The 14,216-nt window shown below is 57.7% G+C and carries 13 protein-coding genes; 8 read left to right on the top strand and 5 right to left on the bottom strand.

Going from position 1 to position 14,216, the window contains the following annotated elements; genetic code table 11:
• The first annotated feature begins 4 nt into the window (after positions 1–4).
• Together B3N48_RS01410 and pdeM are read left to right on the top strand one after the other, a co-directional pair.
• On the top strand, positions 5–2,497 hold the full coding sequence (locus B3N48_RS01410) for a ligase-associated DNA damage response DEXH box helicase (RefSeq protein ID WP_296178741.1): 2,493 nt from the start codon (positions 5–7) through the stop codon (positions 2,495–2,497).
• On the top strand, positions 2,494–3,147 hold the full coding sequence (pdeM, locus tag B3N48_RS01405) for a ligase-associated DNA damage response endonuclease PdeM (protein WP_296178740.1): 654 nt from the start codon (positions 2,494–2,496) through the stop codon (positions 3,145–3,147). The genes B3N48_RS01410 and pdeM overlap by 4 nt, the downstream gene beginning before the upstream one ends.
• An 83-nt stretch (positions 3,148–3,230) precedes the next feature.
• Here pdeM and B3N48_RS01400 read toward each other — a convergent pair whose 3' ends face one another.
• Both B3N48_RS01400 and dcd read right to left on the bottom strand, forming a co-directional pair.
• Positions 3,231–3,446: a hypothetical protein gene (locus B3N48_RS01400; protein ID WP_296178739.1), complete on the bottom strand. Its 216-nt coding sequence runs from the start codon at positions 3,444–3,446 to the stop codon at positions 3,231–3,233.
• 110 nt (positions 3,447–3,556) lie between these two features.
• Positions 3,557–4,123 carry a dCTP deaminase gene (dcd, locus tag B3N48_RS01395; protein WP_017126297.1) on the bottom strand — a complete coding sequence of 189 codons (567 nt, stop codon included), beginning with the start codon at positions 4,121–4,123 and terminating at the stop codon, positions 3,557–3,559.
• Positions 4,124–4,432: 309 nt separating this feature from the next.
• Between dcd and B3N48_RS01390 the strand changes: the two genes are divergently transcribed.
• Positions 4,433–4,642 carry a cold-shock protein gene (locus B3N48_RS01390; protein WP_002554837.1) on the top strand — a complete coding sequence of 70 codons (210 nt, stop codon included), beginning with the start codon at positions 4,433–4,435 and terminating at the stop codon, positions 4,640–4,642.
• A gap of 187 nt (positions 4,643–4,829) precedes the next feature.
• Here B3N48_RS01390 and apbC read toward each other — a convergent pair whose 3' ends face one another.
• Positions 4,830–5,924 carry an iron-sulfur cluster carrier protein ApbC gene (gene apbC / locus B3N48_RS01385; RefSeq protein ID WP_296178738.1) on the bottom strand — a complete coding sequence of 365 codons (1,095 nt, stop codon included), beginning with the start codon at positions 5,922–5,924 and terminating at the stop codon, positions 4,830–4,832.
• Between the two features lie 181 nt (positions 5,925–6,105).
• On the opposite strand from apbC, the gene metG reads away from it, so the two are divergent.
• From metG to B3N48_RS01365, 4 genes are all read left to right on the top strand, one after another.
• Entirely contained in the window at positions 6,106–8,154 is a 2,049-nt protein-coding gene (gene metG / locus B3N48_RS01380) for a methionine--tRNA ligase (protein WP_296178737.1), read from the top strand.
• A gap of 45 nt (positions 8,155–8,199) precedes the next feature.
• Positions 8,200–9,234 (top strand): electron transport complex subunit RsxB, encoded by a 1,035-nt coding sequence (gene rsxB, locus B3N48_RS01375; RefSeq protein WP_296178736.1) that lies wholly within the window; start codon positions 8,200–8,202, stop codon positions 9,232–9,234.
• Positions 9,235–9,299: 65 nt separating this feature from the next.
• Complete coding sequence (nth, locus tag B3N48_RS01370) at positions 9,300–9,938, top strand: endonuclease III (RefSeq protein ID WP_296178735.1); 639 nt, start codon at positions 9,300–9,302, stop codon at positions 9,936–9,938.
• Positions 9,939–10,043: 105 nt separating this feature from the next.
• Positions 10,044–10,226, top strand: coding sequence for a PA3496 family putative envelope integrity protein (locus B3N48_RS01365; protein ID WP_296178734.1), 183 nt, complete (start codon positions 10,044–10,046; stop codon positions 10,224–10,226).
• Positions 10,227–10,343: 117 nt separating this feature from the next.
• On the opposite strand, the gene B3N48_RS01360 is transcribed toward B3N48_RS01365, so the two are convergent.
• Positions 10,344–10,970 carry a response regulator transcription factor gene (locus tag B3N48_RS01360; RefSeq protein WP_296178733.1) on the bottom strand — a complete coding sequence of 209 codons (627 nt, stop codon included), beginning with the start codon at positions 10,968–10,970 and terminating at the stop codon, positions 10,344–10,346.
• A gap of 1,174 nt (positions 10,971–12,144) precedes the next feature.
• Between B3N48_RS01360 and B3N48_RS01355 the strand changes: the two genes are divergently transcribed.
• Positions 12,145–12,696: a hypothetical protein gene (locus B3N48_RS01355; protein ID WP_296178732.1), complete on the top strand. Its 552-nt coding sequence runs from the start codon at positions 12,145–12,147 to the stop codon at positions 12,694–12,696.
• Positions 12,697–12,894: 198 nt separating this feature from the next.
• Here the strand turns inward: B3N48_RS01355 and B3N48_RS01350 are convergent, their stop codons facing one another.
• The gene (locus B3N48_RS01350; protein WP_296178731.1) at positions 12,895–14,112 is read right to left on the bottom strand and encodes an argininosuccinate synthase; all 1,218 of its coding nucleotides are present in this window, start codon (positions 14,110–14,112) and stop codon (positions 12,895–12,897) included.
• Between the last annotated feature and the right edge of the window lie 104 nt (positions 14,113–14,216).

The following is a 14,216-nucleotide window of genomic DNA, read 5'->3' as shown; positions in this document are numbered from 1 at the left end:
GCGCATGCCCAAAACCGTAAACTTTGCCCAGCGCTGGTTCGACAACCGTGGCTGGAAGCCTTTCCCCTTTCAGAAAGCAGTCTGGGCAGCGGTGGCCCGTGGCGAGTCAGGCTTGCTGCATGCCAGCACCGGTGCGGGCAAGACCTACTCGGTGTGGTTCGGTGCCCTCAACCGTTTTGCCCGCCTCACGCCTGAAACCACCGATGGCAAACCGCGCAAACGCAAACCGCCTGCCACGCCCTTGACCGTGCTGTGGATCACTCCAATGCGGGCCTTGGCCGCCGACACCGCCCGGGCGCTCGAAGGGCCTTTGACAGACTTGGAAATACCGTGGAGCGTCGGGCTGCGCACCGGCGACACCAGCAGCAGCGAGCGTGCCAAACAGGGCCGACGCCTGCCTTCTGCGCTGATCACCACCCCTGAAAGCCTCACGCTACTGCTGACCCGCGCCGACGCCGAAGCGACCTTCTCGACGCTGAAGATGATCGTCGTCGATGAATGGCACGAGTTGATCGGCAACAAACGCGGGGTGCAATTGCAACTGGCGATCGCCCGCCTGCGTCGCTGGAATCCGGCACTGATCGTGTGGGGGCTTTCTGCGACCCTCGGCAATCAGGCCCACGCTCAGGAGGTCTTGTTGGGCGATGGCGGCACTGCGGTGCAGGGCAAAGTGGTCAAGGAATTGATCGTGGACACGCTGATCCCACAAGGCATCGAGCGTTTTCCATGGGCCGGACACATGGGGCTGAAAATGTTGCCGCAGGTGTTGGCCGAAGTGGACAGCAGCACCAGCTGCCTCATCTTCACCAACACCCGCGCGCAGTCGGAGATCTGGTACCAGGCGCTGTTGGACGCTCGGCCAGACTGGGCCGGACTGATCGCGCTGCACCACGGCTCGTTGTCTCGCGAGGTGCGGGACTGGGTCGAGCGAGCATTGAAAGAGGGGCACCTCAAGGCCGTGGTTTGCACGTCGAGCCTGGATCTGGGCGTGGATTTCTTGCCCGTTGAACGCGTGTTGCAGATCGGCTCGGCCAAAGGCGTCGCACGCTTGATGCAGCGCGCCGGACGTTCAGGCCACGCGCCCGGCCGCCCTTCTCGGGTGACACTGGTGCCAACCCACAGCCTGGAATTGGTGGAAGCCGCTGCGGCTCGCGACGCTGTGAATGCACGACTGATAGAGCCCAGAGAATCGCCCCACAAATCTCTGGACGTTCTGGTACAGCACTTGGTGAGCATGGCCCTGGGTGGAGGCTTTGTTCCTGACGAGCTTCTGTCCGAAGTGCGCACCGCATGGGCCTATCGCGACTTGACCCAGGAAGAGTGGGAGTGGGCATTGGCTTTTGTCAGGCATGGCGGCCTGTCGCTAACCGCCTACCCTGACTACCGGCGCGTCGAGCCCGATGAGCACGGGGTCTGGCGCGTGCCTGATGCGCGGTTGGCCCGGCGTCATCGCATGAGCGTGGGCACGATTGTCAGCGACGCCAGTATCAACGTGAAGTATTGGAGCAAGGGCGGCGGTGGCGGCTCACTGGGCAGCGTCGAAGAAGGGTTCATTGCCCGCTTGAAGCCGGGTGATGGTTTTCTGTTCAGCGGCCGCCTGCTGGAACTGGTGCGGGTGGAAAACATGACCGCCTACGTGAAACGGGCGACCAGCAAAAAAGCCGCTGTCCCACGCTGGAATGGTGGGCGGATGCCACTCTCCAGCGAATTGGCTGACGCCGTGGTCGATAAATTCGACGCCGCCGCCCACGACGTTTACGACAGCCCGGAGATGCATACTGTCAGCCCGTTGCTGGAGGTGCAGCGGGAATGGTCAGCCCTGCCGCGCAAGGACACGTTGCTGGCCGAAATTCTGAAGTCACGCGAGGGGTGGCACCTGTTTCTCTACCCCTTCGCTGGACGCCACGTGCACCTTGGGTTGGCAAGCCTGCTGGCGTGGCGGCTGAGTCGGAACGCGCCCCTGACGTTTTCCATCGCAGTCAACGACTATGGCTTCGAGCTCCTGAGCGCGACCGAGGTGAATTGGTCGCAGCATTTGCAACAAGGGCTGTTCAGCGAAGACGACCTGCTTGCGGACATCATCGCCAGCCTCAACGCGGGTGAACTCGCTTTGCGCCGCTTCAGAGAGATCGCTCGTATCGCGGGGCTGGTGTTCTCCGGTTACCCTGGCGCACCCAAGAGCAACCGCCAGTTACAGGCGTCCAGCGGGCTGTTCTTCGAAGTATTCAAGCAATACGACGCAGGCAATCTGCTGCTGACTCAGGCCGAGGAGGAAGTCATGCGTCAGGAGTTGGACGTCGCCCGCCTGGAGCATACCCTGCAACGCATCAACGGAAGAGCGCTGGACCTGCATGTGATCAAACGCCCCACCCCCATGGCTTTCCCGCTGCTTGTCGAACGCATGCGCGAAAGCCTGAGCTCGGAAAAGCTGTCTGATCGCATCGCGCGAATGGTGCAGGATTTGGAAAAAGCCGCTGGACCTGAGGTAACCGTTTGAGACCCTATTTATCGATCCACTTGGCCGACGCCGAGTTATGGCTACTGGCAGAGAAAGCCGTTTACTACCCCGCCCAGCGCGCACTGCTCATTGCAGATGCCCATTTTGGCAAGGCCGCCGCGTATCGCAGGCTGGGGCAACCCGTGCCCCATGGCACGACCGACGACAACCTCAAACGCCTGGATGCGATGCTCGCCGGATACCATTGCCAGCACCTGATCTTTCTTGGCGATTTCCTTCACGCCCCGGAGTCGCATGCGGCGGGCACCCTGTCAGCGATTCAAGCGTGGCGTGAGCGGCACACGGAGCTGGCCATTACCCTCATTCGTGGCAACCACGATAAACGTGCGGGGGATCCTCCTGGCGAGCTGCGCATTGAGGTCGTTCCAGAGCCATTGCTGCTCGGACCGTTCTCTCTGCAACACGAACCTGACCCACATCCCACACACCACGTACTTGCAGGCCACGTTCATCCTGCCTACAGGCTTTTCGGCAGAGGACGACAACGACTCCGGCTGCCGTGCTTTTACATTCAGCCGCGGATCAGCCTGCTGCCTGCATTCGGCGCTTTTACCGGCGGCATGAATATAGACAGGGCAGCAGACAGTAAGGTCTATGTCATCGGGGACGGTGCGGTATGGGAAGCCTAGGCTGACCCGCACGGGACGCAACAATGCTTGGCGGATAATGAACCTGCCGGCGTGTGAACACCGGCAAGGCTCGATATCAAGCGTCAGGCGACCGGAGCAGGAGGAGGCTCATCTGGGCCGACAGGACTGCCTGGCTCGGTTGGCTGGGGTGATGGGGTATCGGGGTCTGGCTGACCGGGAATGCCCCCGGCAACCATATTGTTCAAATGAGGATGCGCTAACAACGACCATGCCAGCATGCCGACCTGATTCTGTCCCGGGTCGGGTTCCTTGATACTGGTCTTGACTTGTCTTTTCATAGGGCACTCCTGAGCGTTGGTCCCATCCGCATGGTGCGGATGAGAACAGTTCAATCAGTAGAGTGCGCTTTTCGAGACTAATTCAGTTTCAAAACGACCAACGGCACAAATCAGGTTCGTGGCAATGTGACGCCACGTTGGCCTTGGTATTTGCCGCCCCGGTCCTTGTAGGACACTTCGCATTCCTCGTCGGATTCAAGGAACAGCATCTGTGCGACGCCTTCGTTGGCGTAAATCTTCGCGGGCAATGTGGTGGTGTTGGAGAATTCCAAGGTGACGTGGCCTTCCCATTCCGGCTCAAGCGGCGTCACGTTGACGATGATGCCGCAGCGCGCGTAGGTGCTCTTGCCGAGGCAGATCGTCAGCACGTTACGAGGAATGCGGAAGTACTCGACCGTGCGGGCCAGGGCAAACGAGTTGGGCGGGATGATGCAGACGTCGCTCTTGATGTCGACGAAGCTCTTTTCGTCGAAGTTCTTCGGATCGACGGTGGCCGAGTTGATGTTGGTGAACACCTTGAATTCATCGGCACACCGCACGTCGTAGCCGTAGCTGGAAACGCCGAACGAGATCAAACGGTCGGCACCCTCGCCGCGCATCTGGCGCTCAACGAAGGGCTCGATCATGCCGTGCTCTTGCGCCATGCGGCGAATCCACTTGTCCGATTTGATGCTCATGGCGGTGTCCTGAATAGCGAGGTGAAAAAAGATGTCCGGCATCTTACCGGGCCAAGGCTCCGGGTTCAAAGATTGCTCGCGCGCGTCGCCACGGGGTTCTGCGTATGTCGAAATAAACGGCGCACGCCCATTGGCACATTCCAAAAAAAGGTTTAAGGTGGCTTCACTGTGTTGCTTGTGTCACTGAGAATCTCTACACGATGTTGAATTTCGATCCAACCATCTCCAAGAATTTTTCCTGCTCTTTGCACTCAGTCTCGGCCAGGGTTCTTCCTGAGTCGCAGTTAACTTTGTCCAAGGAGATACACCATGTCTAATCGCCAAACCGGTACCGTTAAGTGGTTCAACGATGAAAAAGGCTTCGGCTTCATCACTCCACAATCCGGTGACGACCTGTTCGTACACTTCAAAGCTATCCAATCCGACGGCTTCAAAAGCCTGAAAGAAGGCCAACAGGTTTCTTTCATCGCTACCCGCGGTCAGAAAGGTATGCAAGCTGAAGAAGTTCAAGTTATCTAACTTGTACTGAATCGCTTCGAAAGACCCCGCCCTCAAAAGCGGGGTTTTTTTATGCCTGCAGGTTTTGCCTCTGCTTTCTGCAGGAGCGCGCTGACCCGCGACATCGTGGGTCAGCGGCGCATTGCAAGGGGGCAGACCGCAATCAGGGGCAAGCGCGCTCCTGACGGAGTCGCGCCCTTCCAACCGATCAATCGTCGCTGACGGAAATATTCGGCATCGCTGGCGATGCGGCCTCCTGCAACACGATGCGCGCGCCCACGTGGCGTGCCAGCTCTTGGTAAACCATCGCGATCTGGCTGTCAGGTTCAGCGATTGCGGTGGGCTTGCCGCCGTCAGCCTGCTCGCGTATCAGCATCGACAACGGCAGCGATGCCAGCAACTCGACGCCATATTGCGAGGCCAACTTTTCACCCCCGCCTTCACCGAACAGATGCTCGGCGTGGCCGCAGTTCGAACAGATATGAACGGCCATGTTTTCCACAACCCCCAGCACAGGAATGTTCACCTTGCGAAACATTTCCACGCCTTTCTTCGCATCCAGTAACGCCAGATCCTGTGGGGTGGTCACGATGACCGCACCGGCGACCGGGACTTTTTGCGCCAGGGTCAGCTGGATGTCGCCTGTGCCGGGCGGCATGTCGATGACCAGGTAATCCAGATCATTCCACGCCGTTTGAGTAATGAGCTGCAACAGCGCGCCGGACACCATCGGGCCACGCCAGACCATCGGTGTGCTGTCGTCGGTCAGGAACGCCATCGACATCACTTCTATACCGTGGGCCTCCACAGGTACGAACCATTTCTGGTCTTTTACCTTCGGCCGAGTCCCTTCCGGGATACCGAACATGACGCCCTGACTCGGTCCGTAAATATCCGCATCCAGGATTCCCACCCGCGCACCTTCGCGGGACAGCGCCAGCGCAAGATTGGCGGCCGTCGTGGATTTACCCACACCGCCCTTGCCTGAAGCCACGGCAACGATGTTCTTGACGTTGGCCAAGCCCGGAATCTGTCCCTGGGCCTTGTGCGCAGTGATCAATGTATCGATCTGGACCCTGGCAGACGAAACGCCGTCCAGGCCCTCGATGGCCAGCTGCAGCATCTGCGCCCAGCCGTTCTTGAACAGCGCCGCGGCATAGCCCAATTCCAACTGCACGGCAACGCGATCACCGTCAATGTCGATGGCTCGCACGCAACCGGCGCTGACCGGGTCTTGGTTCAAATAGGGATCGGTGTATTGGCGAAGGACGGCTTCCACCGTTGCGCGATTGACAGCGCTCATGGGTCACTCCCGAAAAAGACTGAGCAAAACAGGCGGCTATCCTACCGCGTCTGTCGGATCAGGGGGGGTGGCTTTTACTTTCGGGTGACGGGGCGAATTCCGACACGCTGTGCGGGATGAAAAAAAACGCTCAGACCTTTATAGTGGCCGACCTCCGTTTCACTTCAAGTAGCCGAGCCCCATGTCCGAGCCACGCCAGATCCTCGTCACCAGCGCCCTGCCCTATGCCAACGGTTCCATTCACCTTGGCCATATGCTCGAGTACATTCAGACCGACATGTGGGTACGTTTCCAGAAGCATCGCGGCAATCAGTGCATCTATGTGTGCGCAGACGATGCCCATGGCTCGGCGATCATGCTGCGCGCGGAAAAGGAAGGCATTACCCCGGAACAGCTGATCGCCAACGTCCAGGCTGAACACAGCGCCGACTTTGCCGACTTCCTGGTGAACTTCGACAATTTCCATTCGACTCACGCTGAAGAAAACCGTGAGCTGTCGAGTTTGATCTACACCCGTCTGCGTGATGCCGGCCACATTGCCACGCGCTCCGTGACTCAGTATTTCGATCCGGAAAAGAAAATGTTCCTGGCCGACCGCTTCATCAAGGGCACCTGCCCGAAATGCGGCACCGAGGACCAGTACGGCGACAACTGCGAAAAATGCGGCGCAACCTACGCCCCGACCGATCTAAAAGACCCGAAGTCGGCGATTTCCGGCGCGACCCCGGTGCTCAAAGACTCGAAGCATTTCTTCTTCGACCTGCCCGCGTTTGACGCCATGCTCAAACGTTGGACCCGCAGCGGCACCCTGCAGGACGCCGTGGCCAACAAGCTTTCCGAATGGCTGGATTCGGGCTTGCAACAGTGGGACATCTCCCGCGACGCACCGTACTTCGGCTTCGAGATCCCGGGCGAGCCTGGCAAATATTTCTACGTCTGGCTGGACGCGCCGATCGGCTACATGGCCAGTTTCAAAAACCTCTGCGATCGCACGCCGGGCCTTGATTTCGACGCGTTCTGGAACAAGGATTCGACCACCGAGCTGTACCATTTCATCGGCAAGGACATCGTCAACTTCCACGCGTTGTTCTGGCCCGCCATGCTCGAAGGCTCTGGCTTCCGCAAGCCGACCGGCATCAACGTGCACGGCTACCTGACCGTCAACGGCCAGAAAATGTCCAAGTCCCGTGGCACCTTCATCAAGGCGCGAACCTACCTTGAGCACCTGTCGCCGGAATACCTGCGTTATTACTACGCGGCCAAGCTGGGCCGTGGCGTCGACGACCTGGACCTGAACCTCGAAGACTTCGTGCAGAAGGTCAACTCGGACCTGATCGGCAAGGTCGTCAACATCGCCAGCCGCTGCGCGGGCTTCATCCACAAAGGCAACGCAGGCGTGCTGGTGGCTGGCAATGCTGCACCGGAGCTGACCGACGCCTTCCTGGCAGCCGCACCGAGCATCGCCGAAGCGTACGAGGTCCGGGATTTCGCCCGCGCCATGCGCGAAATCATGGCCCTGGCCGACCGTGCCAACGCCTGGATCGCCGACAAGGCGCCGTGGTCGCTGGCCAAAGTGGAAGGCAAGCAGGATGAGGTGCAGGCCATCTGCGCGCTAGGGGTCAACCTGTTCCGCCAACTGGTGATCTTCCTGAAGCCGGTACTGCCGAATCTGGCCGCTGATGCGGAACGCTTCCTCAATGTCTCGCCGCTCACGTGGGACGACCATCTGACCCTGCTCAGCAATCATCAGTTGAACCCGTTCCAGGCCCTGATGACCCGCATCGACCCGGCCAAAGTGGAAGCCATGACCAACGCTTCCAAAGAAGACCTGACCGCCAGCGCAACGGACACCAACGCCACCCCGCCAGGCAATGGCGAATTGAGCAAAGATCCGTTGTCGCCGGAAATCGACTTCGACGCATTCGCGGCCATTGACCTGCGTGTGGCGCTGATCGAGAAAGCTGAACACGTTGAAGGGGCTGACAAGCTGCTGCGCCTGACGCTGGACATCGGCGACGAGAAGCGCAACGTGTTCTCCGGGATCAAGAGTGCCTACCCAAACCCGTCCGAGCTGGAGGGCCGCCTGACCATGATGATCGCCAACCTCAAGCCGCGAAAAATGCGCTTCGGCATGTCAGAGGGGATGGTGATGGCTGCCGGCCCGGGCGGCGAAGAGATCTACCTGTTGAGCCCTGACAGCGGCGCCAAGCCGGGCCAGCGCATCAAGTAACCCGAGCGTGGCCGACGATCCTCGGGTCGTTGGCCGAGTCAAAGCATGGACCTGATTCAGCGGATTGACGCCCTATTACCGCAAACACAATGCGGTAAATGCGGTCACCCCGGCTGCAAGCCCTACGCCGAAGGGCTCGCCAGCGGGGAAGCCATCAACAAATGTCCTCCTGGCGGCGATGAAACCATTGCTGCTTTGTCGCGCCTGTTGAATGTGCCAACGATCCCGCTCGATATCGAACGCGGCAGTGCGCCTCCGCAAGTGGCTTTTATCCGTGAAGCGGAATGCATTGGCTGCACGAAGTGCATTCAGGCCTGCCCGGTGGATGCCATCGTGGGCGCTGCAAAGCTGATGCACACCGTGATCGTCGACGAATGCACCGGTTGCGACCTGTGCGTGGCGCCCTGCCCCGTCGACTGCATCGATCTGGTCGCTTTGCCATCCCCGGCGATAGTACCGATCGTTGGAGGGCTGGCGTTCAGTGAAGCGCAACGGGTCGCCCGCGCCACCAAACGCGGCCACGCACGCCAGCGTTTCGAGGCGCGGAAGGCGCGTCTGCAGCGTGAAGCGCATCAGCGCCAAGCCGAGCGTCTCGCCCGCCAGCACAAACCCGACAGTACATCCCCGGCCAAGACAGACGTTGGCGGTGCATTGGAGCGGGTTAGAGCTCAAAAGGCAGCCGATACCGATGCGGCCCTGAAACAGGCGCGTGTCAACGTCACCATGAGCCGCGCCCAATTGAACAAATCACTCAAAGCGTTCGGTCATCCCCCCATCGCGGAGCAGGCTGCACGGTTGGTCGAGCTGCAAACAGCGTTCGAAGAGGCCGAGCGCGCACTGGCAGCGCTGAAACCTGCCGCGCCCCTGAGCTCTCTGGCTCCTGCGGCCCCCATGACGGACCAGGTTCCTGGTGCGAAGACCGACAAAGCCGCGCTGAACCGCGCCAAGATTCAACTGGCCATGCGCCGTGCAGCCCTGAGCAAAGCCCAAGCCGCCAATCTGCCTGCTGACCGGATTGCCTCACTGAACGCAGAACTCGCTCAAGCCGAACAGGCACTGAACGCTCTCGAAACCCCATAGCCTCACCGCTACCGGTACTCGCCATGCAACACCTGATCTGAACGTACCCAGGGAAAGCGCACGTCATGAATGCAGCAAAACGTCTGGAAATTTTTCGCCGTCTCCACGAAGACAATCCTGACCCTAAAACCGAGCTGTCCTACAGCTCCCCTTTCGAACTGTTGATTGCGGTCATCCTTTCGGCGCAAGCCACGGACGTCAGCGTCAACAAGGCGACGGCGCGCCTGTACCCGGTGGCCAATACACCCCAGGCCATCCACGCTCTGGGGGTTGAAGGCCTGTCGGAATACATCAGGACCATTGGCCTCTACAACAGCAAAGCAAAGAACGTGATTGAGACCTGCCGAATGCTCGTCGAGCAACACGGCGGCGAAGTTCCGCAGACCCGCGAGGCATTGGAAGCCTTGCCCGGCGTAGGACGCAAGACCGCCAATGTGGTGTTGAACACCGCATTCAGGCAGTTGGCGATGGCAGTGGACACTCACATCTTCCGGGTGAGTAACCGAACAGGCGTCGCGCCCGGAAAAAATGTCGTTGAAGTGGAAAACAAGCTCATGAAATTCGTGCCGAAAGACTATCTATTGGATGCGCATCACTGGCTGATTCTGCACGGGCGTTACGTGTGCGTAGCGCGGAAGCCTCGATGCGGCAGCTGTCGCATCGAAGACCTGTGCGAGTACAAGCAGAAAACCTCTGACGATTGAGCGATAGGGTTATAAATCTTCGATCGATTGAAAAAATCTTTTTTACCCGCTCAAGGTTTGTCGCTATAAGGTGCGCCAATGACAGTCTCAGCTGGGGTCAACTTCATGAGCGATGACAAAGAGCAGATCGATGTAGATGACGACTTCGTTTCCGTAGACTCAGACGAAGCCGCGCAAGTACCTGTGGAAACAGCGAAAACCAACCTCAGCAAGCGCCGCACCATCGATAATCTGTTGGAAGAGCGTCGACTGCAAAAGCAATTGGCTGATTACGACTTTGATCTCTGACCACCCAACTCAAAGCCTCTCCTGAATGTGAGAGGCTTTGAGTTGATGACAAAAGATTCAACGGGTGCCACCTGAACCCTTTCGATAAGTCACGGGGCACGGCATTTGTCATGGACGTTAAACCAGCCCATTGCGTTGTGCGAGTTCGATCAGATCCACCAGCGAATGCGCATTGAGCTTGAGCAGCAGACGCGTCTTGTAGGTGCTGACTGTCTTGTTACTCAGAAACATCCCATCGGCAATTTCCTTATTCGTCTTACCCCTTGCCAGTTGTTGCAGCACCATCATTTCTCTACCAGAAAGGCGGTCGACCATTTCCGCTTCGCTGGCGTTGCCCAGACTTGAGCGAACGGTGTGCAGGGCCTGATTAGGGAAATAGCTGTACCCGGACAGCACCGCCTTGATCGCACTCAACAGCTCGGTGAGGTCCTGCTGCTTGCACACATAACCCGCAGCTCCGGCCTGCATGCAACGCATGGAAAAATGCCCTGGCGACTGAGACGTCAGGATCAACACTTTGAAAGGCAACGTCATGGCCGTGAGGCGGGCAATGACTTCCAGTCCATCCAGCTTGGGAATGCCGATGTCCAGAATGACGATATCTGGGAGATGCTCACGAGCCAGCTGCAGCGCATCCACGCCATTGTCCGTCTCTGCGACGACCTCATAACCGTGCCGCTCCATCAGCATGCGTACGGCGAGCCGAATGACAGGGTGATCGTCCACGATCAACACTTTATTCATGTGCAGTCCATTCTTTTGCTGTTCGAATTTTCAGAGCCCGCACAATAGCTTAGTCGTTTAGTGCTTTGCATGGCGCTCCTCCCTGCGGACTAGCAGGCAAAGACCTTTCCTACTGAAGCAACAGAAAAGTCCTACAAAATCTGCTTCATCCGCTTTAAATTTCAAATATCTCATCATCTTTCCGATGTACCGATCATGCAGTGTGCCCGCCTCAGCCGGGCAATCAGGGCACATATGCACCGAGTCGACTTTTTACCCCAGACTGAGCGGCGGCCTTATATCGAGTCGCGATATCGAAACAGATCGAATATTTCACCCACGCTATTAGCATGCTCCACCTCCCGGTAGGGGCCGTCGTCCGAGCCCCCGGGGAGAAACCAGCTTGTCTGACATTTCCGTGTCCCTCCTTCCCGGCATTACGGATTGCCCTCATACCACCATGAGAGCCACTGCCCCACAGAATATGCCGATCTTTCAGACATGCCATACAACATCAATCATAAAATATTGCAAAACACAACCCGTTCAAAAACCCTAAAAGAGCGTTTAAAAATATACGCTTAGAAAAATTATTTTCTATATATAAATATTTAACGAAATTTCCTACGCCACTATCCGTTTGTTCTGAAGCCCCCGTCCTGCAAGACGCGCCTGTCGACGAGCGTCTTAACCTCAAGCGAACCGGCGTCGAGTGCCTCCAAATGAGCTATTCACTTTTATCAATTGGAACTGTCCAAAACTGCCAACACATTAGTTTGTGATGACCGGTGTTCTTCCGACATTCAGGTAATACCATCTCGCTCTGCAAATCCAGACAACTTCCGACAAACCAGAAAAATACTACAGCACTAACAGACCATATTTCCGAATATGTAAGACGGACAATCCGGCCTAATAACAAATGCCTGAAATTTTATTTTTTACTTGCCAAAGCCAGAATCAATGGTTACTTTTTTCTTCAGCAAGCCCCAAATTTCGGCAACTAAAAACGACTATTTGTCGCCCATTACTTATTGGGTATCGCCGCTATCACCGTTCTTTTCTTGCCTGACCTTTTTGGGCGAGCCGGACCCGACTGAACTTTGCATACCGCGTCCGACTTGGAAATTGGTTGATCAAGCACCACCGGCCCGCGAGAGGGCCGTCGATATCAACACGTTCAAAGGAATAAACCATGACTAAAAAAACAGGGGTTTCTCCAACCATTAATCCTCCTCTTAAACTCGCGGAGGCCATTGAAGCCTATGTGGCTAAAGGTGGCATCATCGACATCGTGCCCGAGGGTGAAAGTGGGGAGGTGCCCGGAGAAGCCGAACGAAAAGCCGTCGATGCCGACGCAGATGCGCACATGGCCTCGAAGGTCGAACAGCTCAAGGGGCTCGTCGCTAAAGGCGCCGGAGTTTCAGCGCTTCAGTATTCACTGCGGATGAACCGCAAAGAGATCAAACGACTGGCGTCTGAACATGGCTTGAAAATTCTTTACAGTCGGCCGGTCAGGGGGTCACGTTTGCCACGAGAGTGCGAGCTAGCGCCAGTTGACGACGTCGTGGCGGGCCATGCCATGCACTTTTCAACCCTGGGCTATACGGTGCCCGAAATCGCTCAGTTATTGGAACTCAGTGTGAGAGATGTCTGGAATATTGGTAAGGCCTATCGGTTTGAATTCAAGAATGCACCGATTGTGGACTCACCTTTGCCCCCCTGTCCGAATACGCCCGACGCCTGAAAACCACGCACTTGCCGCGTTGGCACCCATGCACACACCATCGTCCAGGCGAAAGTTTCAGATATCGCTCATCGGCGGCAGGACGCACTTTCCTACATTCGCGGTTTGAATCGTCGAGCCAATGGAGAAAGAACATCAGGCGGGTATCAGGAACGGTGCAGCCCCGAATGGGACTGCACCTGAGGCGCAACTACGGGATCAGAACAACTTGCGGTTCTTGTTCGCGGCAATACGCATACGCAGTGCATTGAGCTTGATGAAGCCCGCTGCGTCGGCCTGATTGTAAGCGCCACCGTCTTCTTCGAAGGTCGCAATATTGGCATCGAACAGAGAGTCGTCGGACTTGCGGCCGGTGACGATCACGTTGCCTTTGTACAGTTTCAGTCGAACGACACCGTTCACGTGAGCCTGCGACGCGTCGATCATCTGTTGCAACATCAGACGCTCAGGGCTCCACCAGTAACCGGTGTAGATCAAGCTGGCGTATTTCGGCATCAACTCGTCTTTAAGGTGAGCGACTTCGCGGTCCAGGGTGATGGACTCGATGGCGCGGTGAGCCTTGAGCATGATGGTGCCGCCAGGGGTTTCATAGCAGCCGCGGGACTTCATGCCGACGTAACGGTTTTCGACGATGTCCAGACGGCCAATGCCATGCTCACCGCCGATGCGGTTCAGAGTGGCCAGAACGGTGGCCGGGGTCATTTCGACGCCGTCCAGTGCGACGATGTCGCCGTTGCGGTAGGTCAGTTCGAGGTACTGCGGCTGGTCAGGCGCGTTCTCCGGGGAAACGGTCCAGCGCCACATGTCCTCTTCGTGTTCGGTCCAAGTATCTTCCAGCACGCCGCCCTCATAGGAGATGTGCAGCAGGTTGGCGTCCATGGAATAGGGCGATTTCTTCTTGCCGTGACGCTCGATCGGGATGGCGTGCTTCTCGGCGTAGTCCATCAACTTCTCGCGGGACAGCAGGTCCCACTCTCGCCAGGGTGCTATCACTTTCACACCTGGCTTGAGGGCGTAGGCGCCCAGCTCGAAACGGACTTGGTCGTTACCTTTGCCGGTCGCGCCGTGGGAAATGGCGTCTGCGCCGGTTTCGTTGGCGATTTCGATCAGGCGTTTGGCGATCAACGGACGTGCGATGGACGTGCCCAGCAGGTACTCGCCTTCGTAGACGGTATTGGCGCGGAACATCGGGAACACAAAATCACGCACGAACTCTTCGCGCAGATCGTCGATGTAGATTTCTTTGACGCCCATGGCCTGCGCCTTGGCGCGGGCTGGCTCTACTTCCTCGCCCTGACCCAGGTCAGCGGTGAAAGTCACCACTTCGCAGTTGTACGTATCTTGCAGCCACTTCAGGATCACCGAAGTATCCAGGCCACCGGAATACGCGAGAACTACCTTGTTAACGTCCGCCATGCCTTCACTCCAACGCGTTGTACGGAAAACCGGAGATTCTACCGTTCAGCCGCGTGGATTTACAGTGTCGCGACAGCTTCTGACGACGAAGCGACAGACTCTGT

Origin of the sequence: Pseudomonas sp. UBA1879, from assembly GCF_002338065.1 — a bacterium.
GTDB lineage: Bacteria > Pseudomonadota > Gammaproteobacteria > Pseudomonadales > Pseudomonadaceae > Aquipseudomonas.
Note: the sequence above shows the minus strand (reverse complement) of the source record. Positions and strands in the feature narration are given on the sequence as shown.

Excerpts from the sequence above, each read along its gene's own strand:
- rsxB (WP_296178736.1), top strand. The coding sequence starts at position 8,200 with ATGGACCTGATTCAGCGGATTGACGCCCTATTACCGCAAACACAATGC.
- nth (WP_296178735.1), top strand. The coding sequence starts at position 9,300 with ATGAATGCAGCAAAACGTCTGGAAATTTTTCGCCGTCTCCACGAAGAC.
- B3N48_RS01400 (WP_296178739.1), bottom strand. The coding sequence starts at position 3,446 with ATGAAAAGACAAGTCAAGACCAGTATCAAGGAACCCGACCCGGGACAG.
- metG (WP_296178737.1), top strand. The coding sequence starts at position 6,106 with ATGTCCGAGCCACGCCAGATCCTCGTCACCAGCGCCCTGCCCTATGCC.
- B3N48_RS01355 (WP_296178732.1), top strand. The coding sequence starts at position 12,145 with ATGACTAAAAAAACAGGGGTTTCTCCAACCATTAATCCTCCTCTTAAA.
- B3N48_RS01350 (WP_296178731.1), bottom strand. The coding sequence starts at position 14,112 with ATGGCGGACGTTAACAAGGTAGTTCTCGCGTATTCCGGTGGCCTGGAT.
- B3N48_RS01390 (WP_002554837.1), top strand. The coding sequence starts at position 4,433 with ATGTCTAATCGCCAAACCGGTACCGTTAAGTGGTTCAACGATGAAAAA.
- dcd (WP_017126297.1), bottom strand. The coding sequence starts at position 4,123 with ATGAGCATCAAATCGGACAAGTGGATTCGCCGCATGGCGCAAGAGCAC.
- apbC (WP_296178738.1), bottom strand. The coding sequence starts at position 5,924 with ATGAGCGCTGTCAATCGCGCAACGGTGGAAGCCGTCCTTCGCCAATAC.
- B3N48_RS01410 (WP_296178741.1), top strand. The coding sequence starts at position 5 with ATGCCCAAAACCGTAAACTTTGCCCAGCGCTGGTTCGACAACCGTGGC.
- B3N48_RS01365 (WP_296178734.1), top strand. The coding sequence starts at position 10,044 with ATGAGCGATGACAAAGAGCAGATCGATGTAGATGACGACTTCGTTTCC.
- B3N48_RS01360 (WP_296178733.1), bottom strand. The coding sequence starts at position 10,970 with ATGAATAAAGTGTTGATCGTGGACGATCACCCTGTCATTCGGCTCGCC.